Source organism: Microbacterium sp. CGR1 (assembly GCF_001266755.1).
Lineage (GTDB): Bacteria > Actinomycetota > Actinomycetes > Actinomycetales > Microbacteriaceae > Microbacterium.
This window is the reverse complement of record NZ_CP012299.1, coordinates 949,982-969,707: the sequence shown is the minus strand read 5'-3', so window position 1 is coordinate 969,707 and position 19,726 is coordinate 949,982. Positions and strand designations below refer to the sequence as shown.

Below are 19,726 nucleotides of genomic sequence, written 5' to 3'. Positions count from 1 at the left end.
CAGCGACTAGATTTGAGAGCGTGAACGCCAGCCCAGAACACCAGCGCATCCTGCTCGACGTCGCCGACCTGGACCGGCGCATCGCGCAGGCTGAGCGCGCGCGCACCAAGCCGCCGCAGGCCGCTCGCATCGCCGAGCTCGTCGCCATCCGTCAGGAACAGCTCCGAGAGCTGACGACTCTGACGGGTGTGCGCGACGACGTTCGCACCGAGCTCACGCGTCTCGAAGCCGATGTGAAGCTCGTCGAACAGCGTCGCGCCCGTGACGCCGATCGACTGGCCACGGCGACGAACTCGAAGGAGGCGCAGGCTCTCGAGCACGAGATCGCCAGTCTCGCCAAGCGCCAGAGCGATCTCGAGGATATCGAGCTCGACGTCATGGGGCGCGTGGAGGACGCAGACGCGGCGGTCGCCGCTCAGCAGGCACTGCTCGGGACGACCACCGCGGAGGGCACCGCGCTCACCGCTCAGGCCAAGGCCGACGTCGCCACTGCGACCGATCTGATCGCGCAGTTGACTCGCGACCGTGAGGCGGTCACGGCGACCCTTCCGGCGCCGCTCCTCGCCGAGTACACGCGTCGCGCTGCGAACAGTGCCGGTGCGGCGCTGCTCACCCGCGGAACGTGCGAGGGATGTCGGATCCTGCTCCCCGGCACCGACCTGAACGACATCCGCAATGCGGCAGACGACCTCGTGGTGTCCTGCCCCGAGTGCGGGTGCATCCTGGTGCGCACCGAGGAATCCGGGCTGTGATCCGCGCGCCGCGAGCGCGACGGCGGTGAGCTCGCGGCTCCAGACCGAACGTCGGATCGCCCTGGTCAAGGGCGCGACCGGTGCATACATCGCCGTGGAGCTCGACTCGGACGATGTCGAGGTCGCGCGCACCGAGCTCTCTCCGACCGAGATGCCGGTGTGGGTGGCCGAGCAGGAACGCGTCGATCCGCCCCGGTGGGTGATCCGCAGCGCCCGGGAGATCTACCCCGTGCTGCTCGCCTCGGGTGTTCTTCTCGGCCGATCGCACGATCTGGTGCTCTGCCACGCGATCCTCCGCGACACCGACACCGTCGCTCGTCCGCTCGCACCATCCGCGTCGTGGGTGCGACGCGAACCCGTCGACGACGCACCGGCATTGTTCGAGGTCGCCGAGCACAGCGATTCGCACGACCCCGTGGCGGATGCGCTCGATCAGTACCGCGAGCAGCGCCGAGTCCTGCGCGACAGCAAGGACGGGCGGCTGACCCTGCTCACGTCGGCCGAGTCGGCGGGTGGCCTCATCGCCGAGGAGATGCGCGCTGCCGGCCTGCCGTGGAATGAGTCCGTGCACGACGGCATCCTCACCGAGATCCTGGGCACTCGACCGATCGCGGGCGGCCTTCCCAGCCGCATGGTGGCTCAGGGCGAGAGGGTGCGCTCGATCCTCAGCGACCCCACGCTCAACCTCGAGAGCCAGCCGAAGCTGCTGCGTGCTCTGCACCGCGTCGGCGTGCAGGTCGAGTCGACGAGCCGGTGGGAGCTCGCCCAGCACAGCCACGCCGTGGTCGAACCGCTCCTGGCCTACAAGAAGCTGTCGCGGCTGCTGAGCGCCAACGGGTGGGCCTGGCTCGCCGAGTGGGTGCACGACGGCCGGTTCCGACCGATCTACATCACGGGCGGCGTCGTGACGGGACGATGGGCATCGGCGGGTGGCGGCGCCCTCCAGCTGCCGCGCAATCTGCGCGCCGCCGTGCGCGCTGACGACGGATGGACGCTCGTCGTCGCGGATGTCGCGCAGCTCGAGCCGCGGATGCTGGCCGGCATGGCCGGTGACCGCGCGATGGCCCGGGCGGCCCAGGGCAAGGACCTCTATGAGGGAGTCGTCGAGTCCGGCGCGGTCGCCACGCGAGAGGAGGCCAAGTACGCCGTCCTCGGGGCGATGTACGGCGCGACCACCGGTGACAGCGGCAGGCTGGTCCCTCGACTGCGCAAGGTGTATCCGCGCGCTATGGCCCTCGTCGACCGCGCCGCGCGCTTCGGAGAGGACGGGGGAGTCGTCTCGACGTGGTTGGGACGGTCGTCTCCTCGCCCGTCGACGGAGTGGGAGGCGATGCAGGCTGCGGCTACCGGCGCGGATGCCGACCCTGCGGAGGTCGCCCTCGCCCGGCGTCGGGCCCGGGACTGGGGCCGCTTCACCCGCAACTTCGTGGTGCAGGGGACCGCGGCCGAGTGGTCGTTGATCTGGCTGGCTGAGATCAGGCATCGCCTGCAACTGCTGCCCGTCGCGGAGCGCGAAGCGCCGGCATCCGGGATCTTCGGTTCCCGCGCGCACCTGGCCTTCTTCCTGCACGACGAGGTGATCCTGCATGTCCCGCAGGAGCAGGCGGATGCTGCGGCCGACGCGGTGCGCGAGGCCGCGGCTGTGGCCACCCGCCGCCTCTTCGGCAACTTCCCGATCGACGTGCCGCTCGATCTCCGCATCGCGGAGTCGGCGGAGAAGTAGCGCAGCCTGGTCGTAGACTGGAGCTGTGAATGGGTCGACTGGACGGCCGCGTGGCGGGCGACCGCACCGAGGAACGTCCGGGCTCCTCAGGGCAGGACGGTGGGTAACGCCCACCCGGAGCAATCCGCGAGAAAGTGCCACAGAGAGCAGACCGCCCCGCAAGGGGTAAGGGTGAAAGGGTGGTGTAAGAGACCACCGGGGGCCATGGTGACATGGCCCGCCAGGTAAACCTCGTCCGGAGCAAGGTCAGACAGAGGATGTTGACGCGGCTCGCCGAGTCCTCGGGTAGACCGCTAGAGTGCCACGGCAACGTGTCGCCGAGAGAGATGGCCGTCGAAGGGGCGAAGAACCCCGGAACAGAACCCGGCGTACAGGTCGACCCATTCGCACCCACCTCCTGAGCAGGGCCGCGCTGGCTTCCTGGCCGGATGCTCGATAGCGTTCGGGCATGTCGAACCGTCCTGCCGCCACGGCGCTCCTCGCGGCTCTGTCACTCGCAGCGCTCAGCGGGTGCACCGCCACGATGCCTGAGGTCGCAGCGACCACGGCAGCCGTTCAGCCCGCGGCTGTGCCGACGCCGAGTGACACGCCCGCGCCGACACCCACCCCACCCGCAGAGGCAAGTCGCTGCACGGTGCTGTCGATGATCTCGATCCCGGGATACAGCGAGGGAGACGAGGAACCCACCTTCTACGCGACATGGAACGGTGTCGCACCGGTGGACAACGGCGAGACCGACTTCGCTCGCGGCACGGTCACGCATACGGCAGACGGGCTCATCTCGACTTACACGGTCGCGGCGGGGGATGCGCCATCCGCCGTGAGGGAGCGGCTGTGCACGGACGTCTATGCGGCGATGACTTACAGCCGTCTGGGTTCGATGCTGTACCCCGGCGATGTGCTCACGCTGGGACCGGGAGCCATGGAGCCGCTCGTGACGGAGCCGTTCGTGAGCGAGCCGCAGCGTCAGTGAGAGCGGGGGAGCGTGGCGATCGCAGTTGCATTGCCGAGCAAGTCTTTTGCTTAGCTAGTTATCTTGATATGTTGTGCGCGTGACCGCGACTTCTGGGTCACCTGCCAGCAGGTCCCCAGCATGCTGGCGAGCGCCCCGCGAATTCCCCAGGTTCCCCGGGGCGCTCTTTTCTCTCGCTCACGGCATCGGCGTGGTCGTCACGCCAGACGGTCCTGCCCCGGCTGATCCTCCCTATGCGTGGAATCTTCGAGCTTCCTGCGCGCGAGGTTACGTCGCACCAGCGGCCAGAACAGCACGAGCACGCCGGTGGCGACGAGGCTCGTCCAGACCTGGGTGCGACCCCCTTCGCTGAACATCATCACGACGATCACCGCGGCGATGCATGCGATCAGGAGCACGTTCAGCCAGGGGTGCAGCCACATCCTGAGTTTCAGGTTCGCCACCTCTTCCGGCGTCATCTTCTGGCGGAGTCGCCACTGTGTGACGGCGATGAAGACGTACACGAACAGTGCGACCAGGCCCGCGGAGTTCATGATGAAGTCGAAGATGCCCGATCCCGGGGTGAAGAAGTTCACGAGCGTTGCGATCAGGCCGCCGCTGGTCGAGGCGAGCAGCGCCATCACCGGGACGCCGCTCTTCGACCGCTTCGCCACGATCTTCGGCGCGAAGCCCTGCTCGGCGAGGGCCGCGAACATGCGCGACGCCGAGTACAGGCCAGAGTTGAGCACCGAGATCACCGCCGTGAAGATGACGAGCTGCATGATGATGCTCGCGCCCGGGATGCCGAACTGCTCGAGGGCGTAGGTGAAGGGCGCGTTGGCGACGTCGGTCGGCACAGGCAGTTCGTTCCAGGGCACCACGGTGACGATGATGAGCACCGAGCCGACGAAGAACAGCAGGATGCGCCAGATGATCGTGCTCGTCGCCTGGCGGATGCCCTTGGCGGGATCCTCCGATTCGGCGGAGGCCATGACGGCGATCTCGGTGCCGAAGTACGAGAAGATCACCAGGGCCACACCGGTGAACGCAACGCCGAAGCCGTTCGGGGCGAATCCGCCGTGTTCCCAGAGGTTGGAGATCGACACCTCCGAGTTCGGCCACAGGCCGAAGGCGAACAGCAGACCCGCGCCGAGGAAGACGACGATCGCGAGCACCTTGACGCTGGCGAGCCAGAACTCCACCTCGCCGAACGCGCGCACCGAGATGATGTTCGTGCCGACGAAGATGCCGATGAGGATCAGCGACCAGGCCCATGACGGCACGGCGGGGAACCAGCTCGCCATCGTCTCGCCGCCCAGCACCGCCTCATACGCGAGGACTCCGACCCAGAAGTACCAGTACAGCCATCCCACGAGGTAGGCGGCCCAGTTTCCGAGGCCCACTCGCGCATATTCCATGAACGAGCCGATCGCCGGGCGCGAGGCCGCCATCTCGCCCAGCATGCGCATGGCGAGGAAGACGAGCAGGCCGCCGATGAGGTACGACAGCACGGCGGCCGGACCCACGGCGCGGATGACATTCCCGGATCCGACGAACAGGCTCGCTCCGATGATGCCGCCGAGGGTGATCATGGTGACGTGACGCGACCGCAGCTTCTTCGCCTGTGGTCTGTCGACGGGCACCATCCCGGCTGTCGTCTCCGGCGATACCGGCCGGTCCCATGATGATTCGGATGGTTCGTTCATCTCGACGCTGCCTTTCGTTGCCGTCCGGTCTCACCGTCGAGGCGCAGACGGGCGGGGTGCCATGGTGTCACGTCGCCGGGCCGCCGCGCGGGTGATCCGGTGAGACGCGCCGCAATCCCGGACGCGACGAAGGCCCCGCCGGATCGGCGGGGCCTTCGTCGTCTCTGTGGTCGGGGAATCAGTCGCCGGCGAGCGAAGCCGCGCCGATGATGCCGGAGTTGTTGCGGTGGATCGCCGGGACGATCGGTGTCTTGAGGTCGAGAAGCGGGAGGAAGTCACCGGCGTTCTTCGACACTCCGCCGCCGACCACGAACAGGTCGGGGCTGAAGAGGAACTCGATGTGCGAGTAGAACTTCTGCAGACGTTCCGCCCACTCCGCCCAGCTGAGTCCCTCGCGCTCGCGCGCCGAGGTGGCTGCATACGTCTCGACCGACTCGTACTCGCCGAAGTTCAGGTGGCCGAGCTCGGTGTTCGGCAGCAGGACTCCGTCGTACAGGAATGCCGAGCCGATGCCCGTGCCGAGGGTCGTGAGCAGCGTGAAGCCGCGCACATCCCGCGCCGCGCCGTGGCGGGCCTCCGCGACGCCGGCCGCATCCGCATCGTTGACGAAGACGATGTTGCGCCCGAGCCCGTCGCGGAAGAACCGCTCGGCGTCGAAGTCGATCCATTCCTTCGAGACGTTGGCGGCCGAGAGCGTCTTGCCGCGCTTGACGATCGCCGGGAACGCGACGCCGAGGGGAAGAGTCGTGTCCTTGACGTCGAGCGTCTTCAGAACCGTCTGCACGGCCTGCAGGACGTCCTGCGGTGATGCGCCCTCAGGAGTGGGTACGCGTACCCTGTCCGAGGCCATGGTGCCGTGCTCGAGGTCGACCAGACCTGCCTTGATACCCGTGCCGCCGATGTCGACGCCGATCGCTTTTGCCATGCTGGTTAGCTTAGCGACCACGCTCAGCGCCAGTAGGATCGATGACACCACGTGAAGAAGGGGATCGGCCATGTCGAACGGCGATGAGAAGTACTGGTACAACCTGGAGACCGGCCAGGTGGAATTCGGCATGATCTCCGCATCGGCCGACCGCGTCGGCCCCTTCGACACCGAGGCTGAGGCGTCTCGGGCTCCGGAGAAGCTCAAGGAGCGTTCGCGCGCCTGGGCTGAGGAGGAAGCAGCCGAGAGCGGCTGGGACGCCGGTATCGGCAAGGCCGAGTGACCGTGGACAAGCAGAGGGATTTCGTCCTCCGGACGATCGAAGAGCGCGGCGTCAAGTTCGTCCGCCTGTGGTTCACCGATGTCATCGGCACGCTCAAGTCCGTCGCCATCGCGCCGGCCGAGGTCGAGGGCGCGTTCGCCGAGGGCATCGGATTCGACGGCTCGGCCATCGAGGGCCTGACCCGCAGCTACGAGTCCGACCTGCTCGCCCAGCCCGACCCCACCACCTTCCAGACCCTGCCGTGGCGCGGCGAAATCGACCCGACCGCGCGCATGTTCTGCGACATCACGACGCCGGACGGCCGTCCTGCCGTCTCCGACCCCCGCCATGTGCTCAAGCGCACGCTCGCCAAGGCGGCGGATGCCGGATTCACGTTCTACACGCACCCCGAGATCGAGTTCTACCTCCTCAAGTCGTCGTCGTTCGGCCCTGAGGGTCCGGTTCCGGTCGACTCCGCCGGCTACTTCGACAACGTTCCCGGCGGCACGGCGCACGACTTCCGCCGCCGTTCCGTGCGGATGCTCGAGGATCTCGGCATCTCCGTCGAGTTCAGCCACCACGAGGGCGGCCCGGGTCAGAACGAGATCGACCTGCGCTACGCGGACGCGCTGACGATGGCCGACAACGTCATGACATTCCGCACCGTCATCAAAGAGGTCGCGATCGAGCAGGGCGTCTACGCCACCTTCATGCCGAAGCCGCTGAGCGGTCACCCCGGAAGCGGCATGCACACCCACATGTCGCTCTTCGAGGGCGAGCGCAACGCGTTCTATGAAGAGGGCGCCAAGTACCAGCTCTCCAAGACCGGACGACACTTCATCGCCGGCCTGCTGCGTCACGCAAACGAGATGGCGGCGGTGACCAACCAGTTCGTGAACTCCTACAAGCGGCTCTGGGGCGGCGACGAGGCTCCGAGCTTCGTCACCTGGGGCCACAACAACCGCTCCGCTCTGGTGCGCGTGCCGATGTACAAGCCCAACAAGGGCGGTTCGTCGCGTGTCGAGTACCGCGCGCTCGACTCGGCAGCCAACCCGTATCTCGCGTACGCCCTCATGCTCGCGGCCGGCCTCAAGGGCATCGAGGAGGAGTACGAGCTGCCTCCCGAGGCCGAGGACAACGTGTGGTCGCTCAGCGACGCAGAGCGCCGCGCGCTCGGCTATTCTGCGCTTCCGGCGAGCCTCGACCACGCGCTCGAGTACATGGAGAGCTCCGAGCTCGTCGCCGAGACCCTCGGCGAATCGGTCTTCAACTACGTGCTGCTCAACAAGCGCAAGGAGTGGGAGGCCTACCGCGGCCAGGTCACTCCGCTGGAGCTGAAGAACAACCTCGAGCTGCTCTGAGCGTCGTCGATGGCCCGTTCGGACGATTCCGTCTCTCTCTCCGCGCTGGCCAGGCTGGGGTTCGCCGAGCTCAGTGAGGCGGCGGCGAACCTCACCGAGCTCGCGGCCCTGAGCGGAGTCGAGCGCTCACTTCTGCTCAGCGAGGCGGACGCGGCCGACCCCGATGCGGCGGTCGAGGGGATGCTGCGCGTGGCACGGCGCGATGCGGCACCCATCGCCGCCCTGTTCACCGACCACCGGGCGCGCCGACGTGCGTGGCGGGTGTTCGGGGCGTCGCAGGGCTTCGCCGACTTCTTCCTGCGGCATCCGACCGAGATCTCGGTGCTCGGCGACACGTCCACCGAACTGCCGTCTGCGCACGAGCTGCGCGATCGGATGCTCGAGGCCGTCGGAGCGCGCGACGGATTCGCCGAGTCGGGCGATGACAGCGCGGTGGTCACGCTGCGTGTGGCGTATCGCCGCAACCTCGCTCTGATCGCCGCGATCGACCTGACGGCGCACAATCCTGTGCGCATCGTCGCGGATGTCGCCGCCGCTCTGGCCGATATCGCGGGCGCGGCGCTGGAGGCGTCTCTGGCGATCGCGCGCCGGCGGCTGGTCGACACGATGAGTCGCGAGCAGGTCGCGGCCACGCAGCTGGCGATCATCGGCATGGGCAAGGCGGGTGCACGCGAGCTGAACTACGTCAGCGATGTCGATGTGATCTTTGTCGGCGGAACCGCAGACGAGGACGCCGTCCCGGAGTCGCGCGCGATCGACATCGCGACCCGTCTCGCGAGGGAGACGATGCGAGGACTGAGCGGCATCGAGGTCGAGCCCCCGCTGTGGGAGGTCGACGCCGCGCTCCGTCCCGAAGGCAAGCAGGGCGCGCTCGTCCGGTCGCTCGGCTCGCACCTGGCCTACTACGACCGCTGGGCGAAGAGCTGGGAGTTCCAGGCGCTACTGAAGGCGCGACCCCTCGCGGGCGATGCGGAGCTCGGCGCCGAGTACATCGCCGCCGTGCAGCCGAAGGTCTTCTCCAGTGCCGCGCGTGAGAACTTCGTCGACAGCGTGCAGCGCATGCGCGAGCGGGTCATGGAGCACATCGACCCCGAGGATGCCCCGTACCAGCTCAAACTCGGCTCGGGCGGCCTGCGGGACATCGAGTTCACCGTGCAGCTGCTGCAGCTCGTGCACGGCCTCACAGACCCCCGTCTGCGCACGCGGGGCACACTCGAGAGCCTCGACGCCCTGGTGGAGGGCGGCTACATCGGCCGGGCCGAGGCTGCGTCTTTCGCCGATGACTACTGCGTGCTGCGGTTGATGGAGCACAGGTTGCAGCTCCGCGAGCTCAGCCGCACCCACCTGATGCCCCGCACACCGGCGGGCCTCCGGGTGCTCGCGCGCAGCACCGGCCTGGGCGAGTCCGGTGAAGCGATCTGGGCGCGCTGGGAGAGCGTGCGGCGGGAGGTGCGCGACATCCACACCCGCCTGTTCTACCGGCCTCTCCTGAGCGCTGTGGCGGCGCTGCCGGAAGAGGAGCGCACGCTCTCCACGGCACAGGCGCACGACCGGCTCATGGCGATCGGCTTCCGCGATCCGGCCGGCGCCCTGCGCCACATCGGTGCACTCACCACCGGATTGAGCCGCAAGGCGACCATCCAGCGGCACCTCATGCCCGTGATGGTGCGCTGGTTCGCCGACGGCAGCGACCCCGACTATGCGTTGATCGCGTTCCGTCGCATCAGCGAACGCCTCGGCGACACTCCCTGGTTCCTCAGGATGCTGCGTGATTCCTCGGGCGCTGCCGAGAGCCTGACGCGCCTCCTCTCGTCGTCGCGCTACGTCGGCGAGCTCATGGAGTGGATACCCGAGTCCGTCGCCTGGCTCGACAGCAGCGAGCTGCTGCGGCCCCGCAGCGGGGCCGCTCTCGACGAGGAGGCCAGGGCCATCCAGACCCGGCACAGGAACGTCGGCGACGCGCTGCAGGCGGTGCGAGCGCTGCGGCGGCGCGAGCTGCTGCGAACGGCGATGGGCGGCGTCCTCGACGTGCTCTCGATCGAGCAGATCGCGACGTCCCTGACCGAGATCACCGACGCGACGATCCAGGCGGCGCTGCGCGCGGTCCGCCGCGAGATTGTCCCGCTCGACGATGAGGCGCTCGACTTCGCGGTGATCGGCATGGGGCGGTTCGGGGGAGCGGAGCTGGGCTTCGGCTCCGATGCCGACATCCTCTACGTGTACGACGCGAACGGCGTCGATCCGCAACGCGCGCAGACGCTCGCCACGCGCATCGTCGCCGGCCTCCGAGAGCACCTCACTGACCACCGTGTGCCGTTGGACCTCGATGCCGATCTCCGTCCGGAGGGACGCAACGGACCCGTCGTCCGATCGATCGACGCGTATGCGGAGTACTACCGGCGCTGGTCGCTCTCCTGGGAGGCTCAGGCACTCCTGCGGGCGAGAGGCGTGGCGGGCAGCGCGACTCTCATCGAGAAGTTCACCGCCCTCGCCGACAGCATCCGCTACCCCGCCGAGATCGACCTGCAGGGAACCCGCGAGATCAAGCGCATCAAGGCTCGAGTCGAGGGGGAGCGGCTGCCTCAGGGAGTCGATCCTCGTCGACACCTGAAGCTCGGTCCGGGCACGCTGAGCGACGTCGAGTGGCTGGTGCAGCTGCTCCAGCTGCAGCACGCCCATGACGTACCGGCCCTGCGCACCACGTCGACGCTCACGGCGCTCCAGGCGGCCGTCGACGCAGGCTACGTTCCCGCCGAATCCGCCGATCTCCTCCGGGCCGCGTGGCTGCTGTCGAGCCGTCTGCGATCTGCGATCACCCTCTACACGGGCAAGACGAGCGACGTGCTCCCGACGGATCCGCGCGACCTCGACGCCATCGGTCGGCTGCTCGGGTACCCCGACCGTTCGGCGAGCATTCTCGACGACGACTACCTCGGCGTGACCCGGCGTGCGCGCCGGGCATTCGAGCAGCTCTTCTACGGCTAGCCTGGCTCCATGACGATCTCCAAGCTCGGTGTGATCTGGAACCCCTCGAAGGTCGATGGGGACTCGCTGCGCGCAGCCGTCGCCGAGACCTTCGTCTCCGACGGTGTCGGCACTCCTGTCGAGTGGTGGGAGACCAGCATCGAGGACCCGGGGCGGGGAATGGCCGCCGAGGCTGTGGCCGCAGGCTGCGACGTGGTGATCGCCGTCGGCGGCGACGGCACCGTCCGGGCGGTCGCTGAATCGTTGGCGGGCACGGACGCCGCGCTGGGCATCGTGCCGCAGGGCACGGGCAACCTGCTCGCGCGGAACCTCGAGATCCCCCTGAACGACATCCCCGCCGCGTTGGTTCGGGTGCGCGACGGCGAGCCGCAGCGGATCGACATGGGCTGGGTCGACCACGACGGCACCGAGCACGCGTTCGTGGTGATGGTCGGTTTCGGCATCGACGCGCAGATGCTGGTCGAGACCGACGAGGACCTGAAGAACCGAGCCGGATGGATCGCCTACGTCGAGGCGATGGGACGTGCTCTCGCCGGCACCGAGATGACCGACATCACCCTGACGCTCGACGATCAGGAGCCGCAGGGGCTTCGCGGTCACACCATGCTGATCGGCAACTGCGGCATGCTGCAGGGCGGCATCCGTCTCCTGCCGGATGCAGTGCTCGACGACGGGTTGCTCGACATGCTGCTCGTGAGCGCCGAAGGGCCCCTCCAGTGGCTCGACACCGTCCGTGCCTTCGTGTGGGAGAACGGCATCCGTCGCATGATGGGCAATGTCGACACCGCTGTGAGCACCGACTCGACGACGCACATCTCCGCGGAGCGGGTGCGCGTGCAGCTCGCGTCACCGCAGATGTTCGAGATCGATGGCGAAGAGGTCGGACACATCTCCGACTTCACCGTGCGGGTCCAGCCCGCCGCCCTCACCGTTCGCTGAGGGTTCCCGGTGGGACGACCTTGCTGTCCTGCGTCGGGAAGACGACCTTCTGCACGATGATGATGATGCTCGCGGCGACGGGGATGGCGACGAGTGCGCCGAGGATCCCGCCGAGTGCGCCACCGGCGACGGCCGCGATCACCACGAGCGCTCCGGGAACGGCGACCGCCTTGTTCATGATTCGCGGTGACAGGACGTATGCCTCGATCTGCATGTAGACGAGGTAGTAGCCGAACGCGATGAGAGCGGTCACCGGGCTCACGATGAGGCAGATCAGCGCATTGATGATCGAGGCGCTCAGCGTTCCGACGAGCGGGATCATCGAGCCGATGAAGGCGATCAGCGCGAGAAGCGCCGGCACGGGGGCTCCGATGATGCTCAGCACGATCAGGCTCAGGATGCCGTTGATGAGCGCCAGGCTGGCCTGCCCCATCACGTAACGCCCGACGGCGCCGGAGACGTCTTCAAGGAGCCCTCCGAAGGTGTCGCGGTGGTAGGACGGGACGAAGCGCACCGCGACGCGCTTCATGCTTCGAAGCGAGGCCATGAAGTACAGGGTCAGGATGAGCACGATGGTGACGCCGGTGAAGCCGCCGGCGATGCCGGCGCCGACCGCGAAGACTCCGCCGCTGATGTTGAGTATGTTGCCCGGATCCTGGACGAAGCTCAGCACGCCCTGCGCCGCGTCGTCGAAGGAGGAGCCGAACTGCTCGCTCACGTCCTTGAACCAGGCGCTGGCCATGAAGTCCTCGACCATCTTCGGGCCGTCCTGGATCAGGTTGGTCACCTGCTCGATGAGAAGAGGCACGATGGCCAGGATGATGCCGGCGAAGACCAGGATCACGACGGACACGACGATGGCGACGGCGGCCGGGCGAGGGAGCTTGCGTTCGATGAACGAGACGATCGGGTCGAGCCCGAGTGCGAGGAAGATCGCCACCCCGATGTAGACCAGCACCGTGGCGAGCTGGTTGACGATTCCGCCGAGCATCAGCGCGACGAGCACACCCAGAGCACCGAGGAGGCCGAACATGAACGGGTTGATCCGGGCGATCGCCGCGGCCGCTGTCTTCGGCTGCGCGGGAGGAGTCTCGGTGGTGTGGACCCTCTTCGGCTGCAGCCTGTCGTACTTGCGGCGCATGATGGCCCCCTACTTGTGTTCATTCGGACCCCTCAGTTGACCAGTAGGGGCGGGTGAAAGCAAGCGCGACACGGTCGTGCGGGCGGCGGATCCCCCATGCGGGGGATGCGGTGACCGCCAGGCGTTCGTACGGTGGATGACATGACGGATGCAGAGAAGGATTCGCAGAAGAAGCCGCAGAACGGTCTTGCAGTCGGCCTCGGCCTGGGCATCGCCGTCGGTGCGGGGCTCGGACTCACCGTGTTCGACAACCTCGCACTCGGAATGGGCCTCGGCCTCTCGATCGGCGTCGCGATCGGCGTCGCTGTGGATTCGCGCGCCGGCGAGTGAGAACTTCCGCGACCGGGGGGATGCCGCGGGCTCGCGTAGTCTTCAGAACATGGCGAAGCGGGGTGGACGGGGTGCACGGTGGCGGTACCGCCGCGAGTGGCTGCTGACTGCGGTGTCGGCGCTGCTCTTCGCCTACATGGTCGGGCTCGTGCTGGTCACGCTGACCTGGAGCGTCGCATATTCCCTCCCGCAGTGGATCCTCATCGGAGTCATGGTGACCGGGTCGGCCGTGCTGCTCGCATGGCAGGTGCGCAAGGTCCGCGGGCTTCGACGCAGCCGCGACCGGTGAGCTCGGCGCCGCCGTCCGTCGTCCAGCGCTACACCGTAGCGGGCGCGTAGGCCCATCCCGGCCCGGCTCGAACGGGCAGCCTCCCTCTCCGAAAGACTGGACGCGGAGCCGGGGTGAGCTGACGCGCCTAGGGCGGGAGCGAGAAAGACTCTACGCGAGACGCGCAGAGAGCCCGCCAGGCATGGCCTGACGGGCTCTCTGTGCGATTCGGCGGACCTACCCCCGGAATCCCGCGGGATCTGGTTACACCCCGAAGTACAGCTCGTACTCGAACGGGTGCGGGCGCTGAGCCATCGGCAGGATCTCGTTCTCGTACTTGTACGAGATCCAGGTCTCGATGAGCTCCTCGGTGAAGACGCCACCCTCGAGGAGGAACTGGTGGTCCTCTTTCAGTGCGTCGAGCGAGTCGAGCAGCGAGTTCGGGACCTGCGGGATGTTCTTCGCCTCCTCGGGGGGAAGCTCGTAGAGGTCCTTGTCGACGGGCTCGTGCGGCTCGATGCGGTTCTTGATGCCGTCGAGGCCGGCCATGAGCTGCGCGGCGAAGGCGAGGTACGGGTTGCCCGATGCGTCAGGCGCGCGGAACTCGATGCGCTTGGCCTTCGGATTGGAGCCCGTGATCGGGATGCGGATGGCAGCCGAGCGGTTTCCGGCCGAGTAGACCAGGTTGACCGGAGCCTCGAAGCCCTTGACCAGACGGTGGTAGCTGTTCAGGGTCGGGTTCGTGAAGGCGAGCAGCGCCGGAGCGTGCGCCAGGATGCCGCCGATGTACCAGCGAGCGATGTCGCTGAGCTGACCGTAGCCGGCCTCGTCGTAGAAGAGCGGCTTGCCGTCGTTCCACAGCGACTGGTGCGTGTGCATTCCCGAGCCGTTGTCGCCGTACAGCGGCTTCGGCATGAAGGTGGCGACCTTGCCCCACTCTTCGGCGGTGTTCTTGACGATGTACTTGAACTTCAGGATGTCGTCCGCCGAGTGCACCATGGTGTCGAAGCGGTAGTTGATCTCCTGCTGGCCGGCGGTGCCGACCTCGTGGTGCGAGCGCTCGAGGATGAACCCGGCGTCGATCAGCTTCAGGGTGATGTCGTCGCGCAGGTCAGCGGTCTTGTCGACCGGGCTGACGGGGAAGTAGCCACCCTTGTACGGAGTCTTGTTGGCGAGGTTTCCGCCCTCTTCCTCACGACCGGTGTTCCACGCGGCCTCTTCGGAATCGACCTTGTAGAAGCTCTCGCCGGCGGTGACCGAGTAGCGCACGTCGTCGAAGATGTAGAACTCGGCCTCGGGGGCGAAGAACGCCGTGTCGGCGATGCCGGTGGAGGCGAGGTACTTCTCGGCCTTCTTCGCGACCTGGCGCGGGTCCTTCGAGTAGATCTCTCCCGTGCGCGGGTTGTAGATGTCGAAGATCATCACGAGGGTGCTCGCCTCGCGGAAGGGGTCCATGTATGCCGTCGTGACGTCAGGGATGAGCTGCATGTCGGACTCGTGGATGCTGGCGAAGCCACGGATCGAAGAGCCGTCGAACAGCTGTCCGTCCACGAAGAAGTCCTCGTCGACAGTGGCCGCAGGGATGTTGAAGTGCTGCTGAACACCAGGGAGATCAGTGAATCGGATGTCAAGGAACTTGACGTCGTTCTCCTTGATGTAGGTCAGCACCTCGGACGAATCTTTGAACATGTACGACTCCTGGATTGCGGATCGATGGCTTCACGGCCATTGTGCACAGTACGTGCGGGGCGTTACCCCACGGTATCCGCTTTGTTTCGAGCATGTTACGCGCCGGTAGGCTGGATACGTGACGGACGCTGTGAACACGTACCCCGGAGAACGACTCGGAATGCCGCAGACGGGGACGGGCAGCATCGCCCGCCCTGGACGGCGAATCGGGGCCCTTCTCATCGACTATGTGGCTGCGACGATCATCGCCACCGGGTTCCTCGGCTACGACCAGTTCGCACTGCCCGCCGAGGCCGGCCTCACCATGTTCGCGCCGATGGCGGTCTTCGCCCTGCTGCAGATCCTCTTCATCCCGACGGCCGGCGGAAGCCCCGGGCACCGTATCCTCGGCATGCGCGTGGTACGTCTGGGCGGCGGCTGGGTGGGGATCTGGCGTCCGATCGTCCGCACGCTGCTGATCATCATCGTGATCCCGGCGGTCATCTGGGACGCCGATCAGCGAGGAATCCACGACAAGGTGACGGGACTCGTGCTCATCCGCGCCTGATCGGGCTCACTCCTTGCCGCGATTGCGGCGTCTGGCCTCGCGCGGAGCGCGACCGCCGAGGAACGAACGGGCAGGGTCGACGATATAACCCTGTCGCAGCGCTTCGCGACCGATGAGCATGCGGAAACCCATCTCGTCCCGGTTGCTCAGCGTGACCTCCGCGAGCACCTCCCGGTCATGCAGACGGATCAGCATCTCGACGACGAGTCGCTCCTGGGCATGGCCCGATGAGCTGCGCACGGCGCGGCGATCATGCACAGGGGACTCGACGATGACGGCATCCTCCTGGCTGTCCTGCCAGGGCTTCACACGGAACCGAACCCACGACACGCCGTCGCGCTCGAACTCCTGGATCTGGAATGCGTGCAGCGAAGAGGTGCGCGCGCCCGTGTCGATCTTGGCTTTGAGCCAGTCGACTCCGAGATCAGGCAGGCTCACCCATTCTCGCCACCCGATAAGGGTGTTTGAATGGGATGACTTACTCACCCGACCATCCTGGCAGGAAATCCCCCGTGAAGATCGCAGTGCTCTCCCGCGCGCCGCAGGCGTACTCCACCCAAAGGCTGCGCGCCGCTGCGCTCCAGCGAGGTCACAACGTCAAGGTGCTCAACACGCTGCGATTCGCGATCGACCTCACCGCAGACGAGCCGGACCTGCACTACCGGGGCCGTCAGCTCAGCGACTACGACGCGATCCTGCCTCGCATCGGCAACTCGATCACCTACTTCGGCACCGCCGTCGTGCGCCAGTTCGAGCAGATGGACGTCTACACGCCGAACACGGCGAACGGGATCTCGAGCGCGCGGGACAAGCTGCGCGCGAATCAGATCCTCTCGCGCCACAACATCGCCATGCCTCCCACGGCCTTCGTCCGCAACCGTGCGGACGTCCGTCCGGCGATCGAACGCGTCGGGGGTGCTCCTGTCGTCATCAAGCTCCTCGAGGGCACGCAGGGGATCGGTGTGATCCTCGCGCCGCAGGTGAAGGTGGCCGAGGCCATCATCGAGACGCTGCACTCGACCAAGCAGAACGTGCTGATCCAGAAGTTCATCTCTGAGAGCCGCGGGCGCGACATCCGCGCTCTCGTCGTGGGCGACCGCGTGGTCGCCGCGATGCGGCGATCGGCGGCGGGTGACGAGTTCCGCTCGAACGTCCACCGTGGAGGCTCGGTGGAAGCCGTCGAGCTCGATCCGATCTACGAGCGCGCAGCCGTGCGCTCAGCCCAGATCATGGGACTCCGCGTCGCCGGAGTCGATATGCTCGAAGGCGACGACGGCCCGCTCGTCATGGAGGTCAACTCGTCGCCTGGCCTGCAGGGCATCGAGACGGCCACGAAGCTCGACGTCGCGGGCGCCATCATCGACTACATCGCCGGCCAGGTCGCATTCCCTGAGATCGATGTGCGTCAGCGCCTGACTGTCTCCACGGGATACGGGGTCGCCGAGCTGATGGTGCACGGAGCTGTCGACCTCGTCGGCAAGACACTCGGCGAGGCTGGACTGTGGGAGCGCGACATCACCGTGCTCACGCTGCACCGCGGCGTCTCCGTCATCCCGAACCCGCGCAAGCACGTCGTCCTCGAGGCCGAGGATCGGCTCTTCTGCTTCGGCAAGCTCGACGAGATGCGGTCGATGGTTCCGGAACGTCGCCGTCGCCGCGCGAAGGTCCGTCGCCTTCCGCGTCAGCCGCTGTCGGAGTGAACGACGAAGCGCGGCCGCCCTCGCGATGAGGTGCGGCCGCGCTTCTGCGTGTGCGGGGGTCAGCTCAACGCGGACGCTGCGCCCTGACCTTGGTGGGGTCGATGCCCTTCGGGATAGGGAGCGACGAGATCGACTGCGACACGGACTCGATGCGTCGGATGACGGCACCCATGGTGGCCTTGTCGATGACCTTCGGAAGCTTCTTGATGGTCTTTGCGAGGTCGGCGATCGCGACGTCGTCGTCGCCGTGGCCGACGTAGAGCACCGTGACCGGCACGCCGTGGGCCACACGGGCGGCCTTGCTGCGCTCATCGTTGACCAGTCGGGTCAGACGGCCGCGGGAGCCCTCTCCGACGACCACGACCCCGCCGCGACCCACGGTGCGGTAGACGGCATCCTGCGTCTTCGGGTTGATGCCGACCGGCGTCTCGGATCCCTGCCAGTTGCGGCCGAGGCTCGTGCTCAGTACGTGGCCCGTGGCGCCGGGCATACCGTCGATCTTCTGGTACATCGCAGAAGTCGACAGGCGCGTCATCAGGAACATCGCGCCGAGCAGGCCGAGCATCAGACCGGAGATGCCCCAGAGGATGAGGGTCCACACCTGGAAGGGCGGGATCAGGTAGCCGACGATGAGGCCGATGAGGACACCGATGACCAGCAGCGCGATCTGGGCCCAGGGCAGCCAGGGGTAGATCTCCCTCGTGAACTTGAAGAGGGACTTGATCTGGGAGAAGAATCCCGGACGCTTCTCGGGCGCGGACGTGCGGTTTGCCATGTGCATAAGAATACCGACTCCGGGGTGCGCTGATGGCGTCGTTCGCGTCGGGCGGATTCGGGCGCCTCGTCTTCTCCTGCACACGCGGCCGATTCGTGCGCATGCGTGCACATCATGCGATGTCTGCGTGGGAGCGCCGTGCGATGCGATGACATGGGGGAATGGCGGAGACGGAAACGAAGGCGAGCGGTGCGGCACTGGTGCCCGGTGCGCATCGGACGATCAGGAGGATCGACGCGGACGAGGGGCCGTACGCGGGAACGCTGGTCACCCGAGGCGCGGCGATGGCCGTTCTGGTGGACTCCGCCTCGATCAGCGGGTGGGCTGGGTGGGACCACGCCGGTGACGAGCACGTCGCGGGGCCGCTCGACATCGTGCGGCGCGCCGACGGGCACGACGCGCTGCTTCCATGGTGCACCGAGAGGGTCGCGACGTTCGTCGGTCGTCGCGCGGCAGCCGACGTCGCGCTCGGCTCCGGGGAGATGACGACCCTGGTCGCCAGCATCCTGCGAGGTCTCGGTGAGCTCGGACGCACCGACGAGCACGAACACACGGGTGGCTGGTGGCTCACGGATGACGGGCGACCGACTTTCGTGATCGGCGCAGGCGAGACGGCACGGACGGCAGCGGCGGGTCTCGTCGCGCGGATTCGCGAGGACTGCGTCGACCGCGCACTCGGTCGCCTGCTCGTCACGATCGAGGAAGGGCTGAGCGCTGCCACAGGACGGCCGGGGATGCCGATGCGACAGCTCGAGGGGTGGGAGGCAGAGCTGTTCGACACCGCGGCGCCGAAACCGCTGAGACGCGATGTGCATGCGCCTGAGCTGGCGAGAAGTGCGGACGCAGCGATCCGCGCAGCGGTCGTGCGACCCGACGAGCGAAGTCGGATGAGAACCCGTGCCACTCGACCTATGGCGGATAGCCGCGTGCGCGCTGTGACGTCTCGCGTCGTCGCGCCCTTGCTGCGTCGCCTCGACCTCTGGCGGGGTGCGATGCTCCTCGTGGTCGCGCGCCGGCATCGGAGAGACGCGGATCGAGCACGCGCCGCTCGCGTCGACAGGAGGATGGAGGCCCCCACAGGGGGCGTCCGAACCCCCGTGCGACGTGGGCGGAGGGCGATCGTCGCTGCGGCTGCGGCCGTAGCGGTGCTCGCCGGCGGACTTCTCTGGCCTGGGGGAGCGACAGGGGAACCGGGCGACGGGGGTACCACGGCGGTGCCGACGAGCGGTCGGGACGCTGAACAGATCGACTCTGCGTCTGCCGATCCGTCACCGGCGGCGACGCCGACGGCACCCGAACCGAAGCCGGACGAGTCCCCGAAGGGATCACCGCCCGAGCGAGCCGATCCGGAGGATCCGGTCGAGGCGGCGCACCACCTCATCGACGCGATCAGGACCTGCGCGGCGAACGACGACGCGGTCTGTGCCGAAGCGGTCGCTCAGGGGTCCATCGGGGTCGCGGACGCATTGGCGGAAGGTGAGGAAGCATTACAGCTCGAACCCGTGGACGAGTACGGGGATGTCGCCGTGATCCGAGCTTCTGCGTCGGGAGGGGAAGAGGACGGGGCGGAGTCCGCCGCTGGGGAGCGGATGGTCGTACTCGTCCGGGTGGCAGAGAAATGGCTGGTCCGCGACGTGTACGACGTCGCGGACCAGCCAGGATGATGCGGTG

The 19,726-nt window shown here is 67.4% G+C and carries 18 protein-coding genes and 1 other RNA gene; 13 read left to right on the top strand and 6 right to left on the bottom strand.

All coding sequences use genetic code 11. The features are described from left to right. Positions 1–20 precede the first annotated feature (20 nt). From AKG07_RS04545 to AKG07_RS04535, 4 genes are all read left to right on the top strand, one after another. Complete coding sequence (locus AKG07_RS04545; RefSeq protein WP_053096298.1) at positions 21–752, top strand: zinc ribbon domain-containing protein; 732 nt, start codon at positions 21–23, stop codon at positions 750–752. 25 nt (positions 753–777) lie between these two features. Next, positions 778–2,475, top strand: coding sequence for a bifunctional 3'-5' exonuclease/DNA polymerase (locus AKG07_RS04540; RefSeq protein ID WP_233277324.1), 1,698 nt, complete (start codon positions 778–780; stop codon positions 2,473–2,475). Positions 2,476–2,505: 30 nt separating this feature from the next. Next, positions 2,506–2,862: RNase P RNA component class A (gene rnpB, locus AKG07_RS17350), an RNA gene on the top strand. A gap of 61 nt (positions 2,863–2,923) precedes the next feature. Next, entirely contained in the window at positions 2,924–3,448 is a 525-nt protein-coding gene (locus tag AKG07_RS04535) for a hypothetical protein (protein ID WP_053096296.1), read from the top strand. Between the two features lie 197 nt (positions 3,449–3,645). On the opposite strand, the gene AKG07_RS04530 is transcribed toward AKG07_RS04535, so the two are convergent. Then, entirely contained in the window at positions 3,646–5,133 is a 1,488-nt protein-coding gene (locus AKG07_RS04530) for an amino acid permease (protein WP_053096294.1), read from the bottom strand. 178 nt (positions 5,134–5,311) lie between these two features. Then, on the bottom strand, positions 5,312–6,058 hold the full coding sequence (ppgK, locus tag AKG07_RS04525; RefSeq protein ID WP_053096292.1) for a polyphosphate--glucose phosphotransferase: 747 nt from the start codon (positions 6,056–6,058) through the stop codon (positions 5,312–5,314). Positions 6,059–6,128: 70 nt separating this feature from the next. On the opposite strand from ppgK, the gene AKG07_RS04520 reads away from it, so the two are divergent. Genes AKG07_RS04520 through AKG07_RS04505 form a run of 4 tightly spaced genes read left to right on the top strand, consistent with a single transcriptional unit; the run spans position 6,129 to position 11,605 of the window. Continuing rightward, positions 6,129–6,341 (top strand): hypothetical protein, encoded by a 213-nt coding sequence (locus AKG07_RS04520; protein WP_053096290.1) that lies wholly within the window; start codon positions 6,129–6,131, stop codon positions 6,339–6,341. A gap of 2 nt (positions 6,342–6,343) precedes the next feature. After that, positions 6,344–7,681 carry a type I glutamate--ammonia ligase gene (glnA, locus tag AKG07_RS04515; RefSeq protein ID WP_042541155.1) on the top strand — a complete coding sequence of 446 codons (1,338 nt, stop codon included), beginning with the start codon at positions 6,344–6,346 and terminating at the stop codon, positions 7,679–7,681. Positions 7,682–7,690: 9 nt separating this feature from the next. Next, positions 7,691–10,666: a bifunctional [glutamine synthetase] adenylyltransferase/[glutamine synthetase]-adenylyl-L-tyrosine phosphorylase gene (locus AKG07_RS04510; RefSeq protein ID WP_053096288.1), complete on the top strand. Its 2,976-nt coding sequence runs from the start codon at positions 7,691–7,693 to the stop codon at positions 10,664–10,666. Between the two features lie 9 nt (positions 10,667–10,675). Then, a complete protein-coding gene (locus tag AKG07_RS04505; RefSeq protein WP_053096286.1) occupies positions 10,676–11,605 on the top strand; it encodes a diacylglycerol/lipid kinase family protein in 930 nt (309 codons plus the stop codon). Here the strand turns inward: AKG07_RS04505 and AKG07_RS04500 are convergent. After that, complete coding sequence (locus AKG07_RS04500) at positions 11,592–12,746, bottom strand: AI-2E family transporter (protein ID WP_082297821.1); 1,155 nt, start codon at positions 12,744–12,746, stop codon at positions 11,592–11,594. The genes AKG07_RS04505 and AKG07_RS04500 overlap by 14 nt on opposite strands. Positions 12,747–12,887: 141 nt before the next feature. On the opposite strand from AKG07_RS04500, the gene AKG07_RS04495 reads away from it, so the two are divergent. Both AKG07_RS04495 and AKG07_RS04490 read left to right on the top strand, forming a co-directional pair. Continuing rightward, positions 12,888–13,076, top strand: coding sequence for a hypothetical protein (locus AKG07_RS04495; protein WP_053096284.1), 189 nt, complete (start codon positions 12,888–12,890; stop codon positions 13,074–13,076). Between the two features lie 49 nt (positions 13,077–13,125). Then, complete coding sequence (locus tag AKG07_RS04490; protein ID WP_053096281.1) at positions 13,126–13,365, top strand: hypothetical protein; 240 nt, start codon at positions 13,126–13,128, stop codon at positions 13,363–13,365. 243 nt (positions 13,366–13,608) lie between these two features. On the opposite strand, the gene glnA (AKG07_RS04485) is transcribed toward AKG07_RS04490, so the two are convergent. Next, positions 13,609–15,033 carry a type I glutamate--ammonia ligase gene (gene glnA / locus AKG07_RS04485; protein WP_053096279.1) on the bottom strand — a complete coding sequence of 475 codons (1,425 nt, stop codon included), beginning with the start codon at positions 15,031–15,033 and terminating at the stop codon, positions 13,609–13,611. A gap of 160 nt (positions 15,034–15,193) precedes the next feature. Here glnA (AKG07_RS04485) and AKG07_RS04480 point away from each other — a divergent pair, with 160 nt between their 5' ends. Next, positions 15,194–15,580, top strand: a complete 387-nt coding sequence (locus tag AKG07_RS04480; RefSeq protein WP_150115179.1) for an RDD family protein — start codon at positions 15,194–15,196, stop codon at positions 15,578–15,580. A 6-nt stretch (positions 15,581–15,586) separates the two neighbouring features. Here the strand turns inward: AKG07_RS04480 and AKG07_RS04475 are convergent, their stop codons facing one another. Continuing rightward, on the bottom strand, positions 15,587–16,066 hold the full coding sequence (locus tag AKG07_RS04475; RefSeq protein ID WP_053096276.1) for an ATP-dependent zinc protease family protein: 480 nt from the start codon (positions 16,064–16,066) through the stop codon (positions 15,587–15,589). 26 nt (positions 16,067–16,092) lie between these two features. Between AKG07_RS04475 and AKG07_RS04470 the strand changes: the two genes are divergently transcribed. Beyond that, complete coding sequence (locus AKG07_RS04470; RefSeq protein WP_053096274.1) at positions 16,093–17,280, top strand: RimK family alpha-L-glutamate ligase; 1,188 nt, start codon at positions 16,093–16,095, stop codon at positions 17,278–17,280. Positions 17,281–17,344: 64 nt separating this feature from the next. Here AKG07_RS04470 and AKG07_RS04465 read toward each other — a convergent pair whose 3' ends face one another. Continuing rightward, positions 17,345–18,055 carry a DUF4191 family protein gene (locus AKG07_RS04465; protein WP_053099128.1) on the bottom strand — a complete coding sequence of 237 codons (711 nt, stop codon included), beginning with the start codon at positions 18,053–18,055 and terminating at the stop codon, positions 17,345–17,347. Positions 18,056–18,216: 161 nt separating this feature from the next. On the opposite strand from AKG07_RS04465, the gene AKG07_RS18015 reads away from it, so the two are divergent. After that, positions 18,217–19,719 (top strand): hypothetical protein, encoded by a 1,503-nt coding sequence (locus AKG07_RS18015; RefSeq protein WP_053096272.1) that lies wholly within the window; start codon positions 18,217–18,219, stop codon positions 19,717–19,719. Positions 19,720–19,726: the final 7 nt, after the last annotated feature.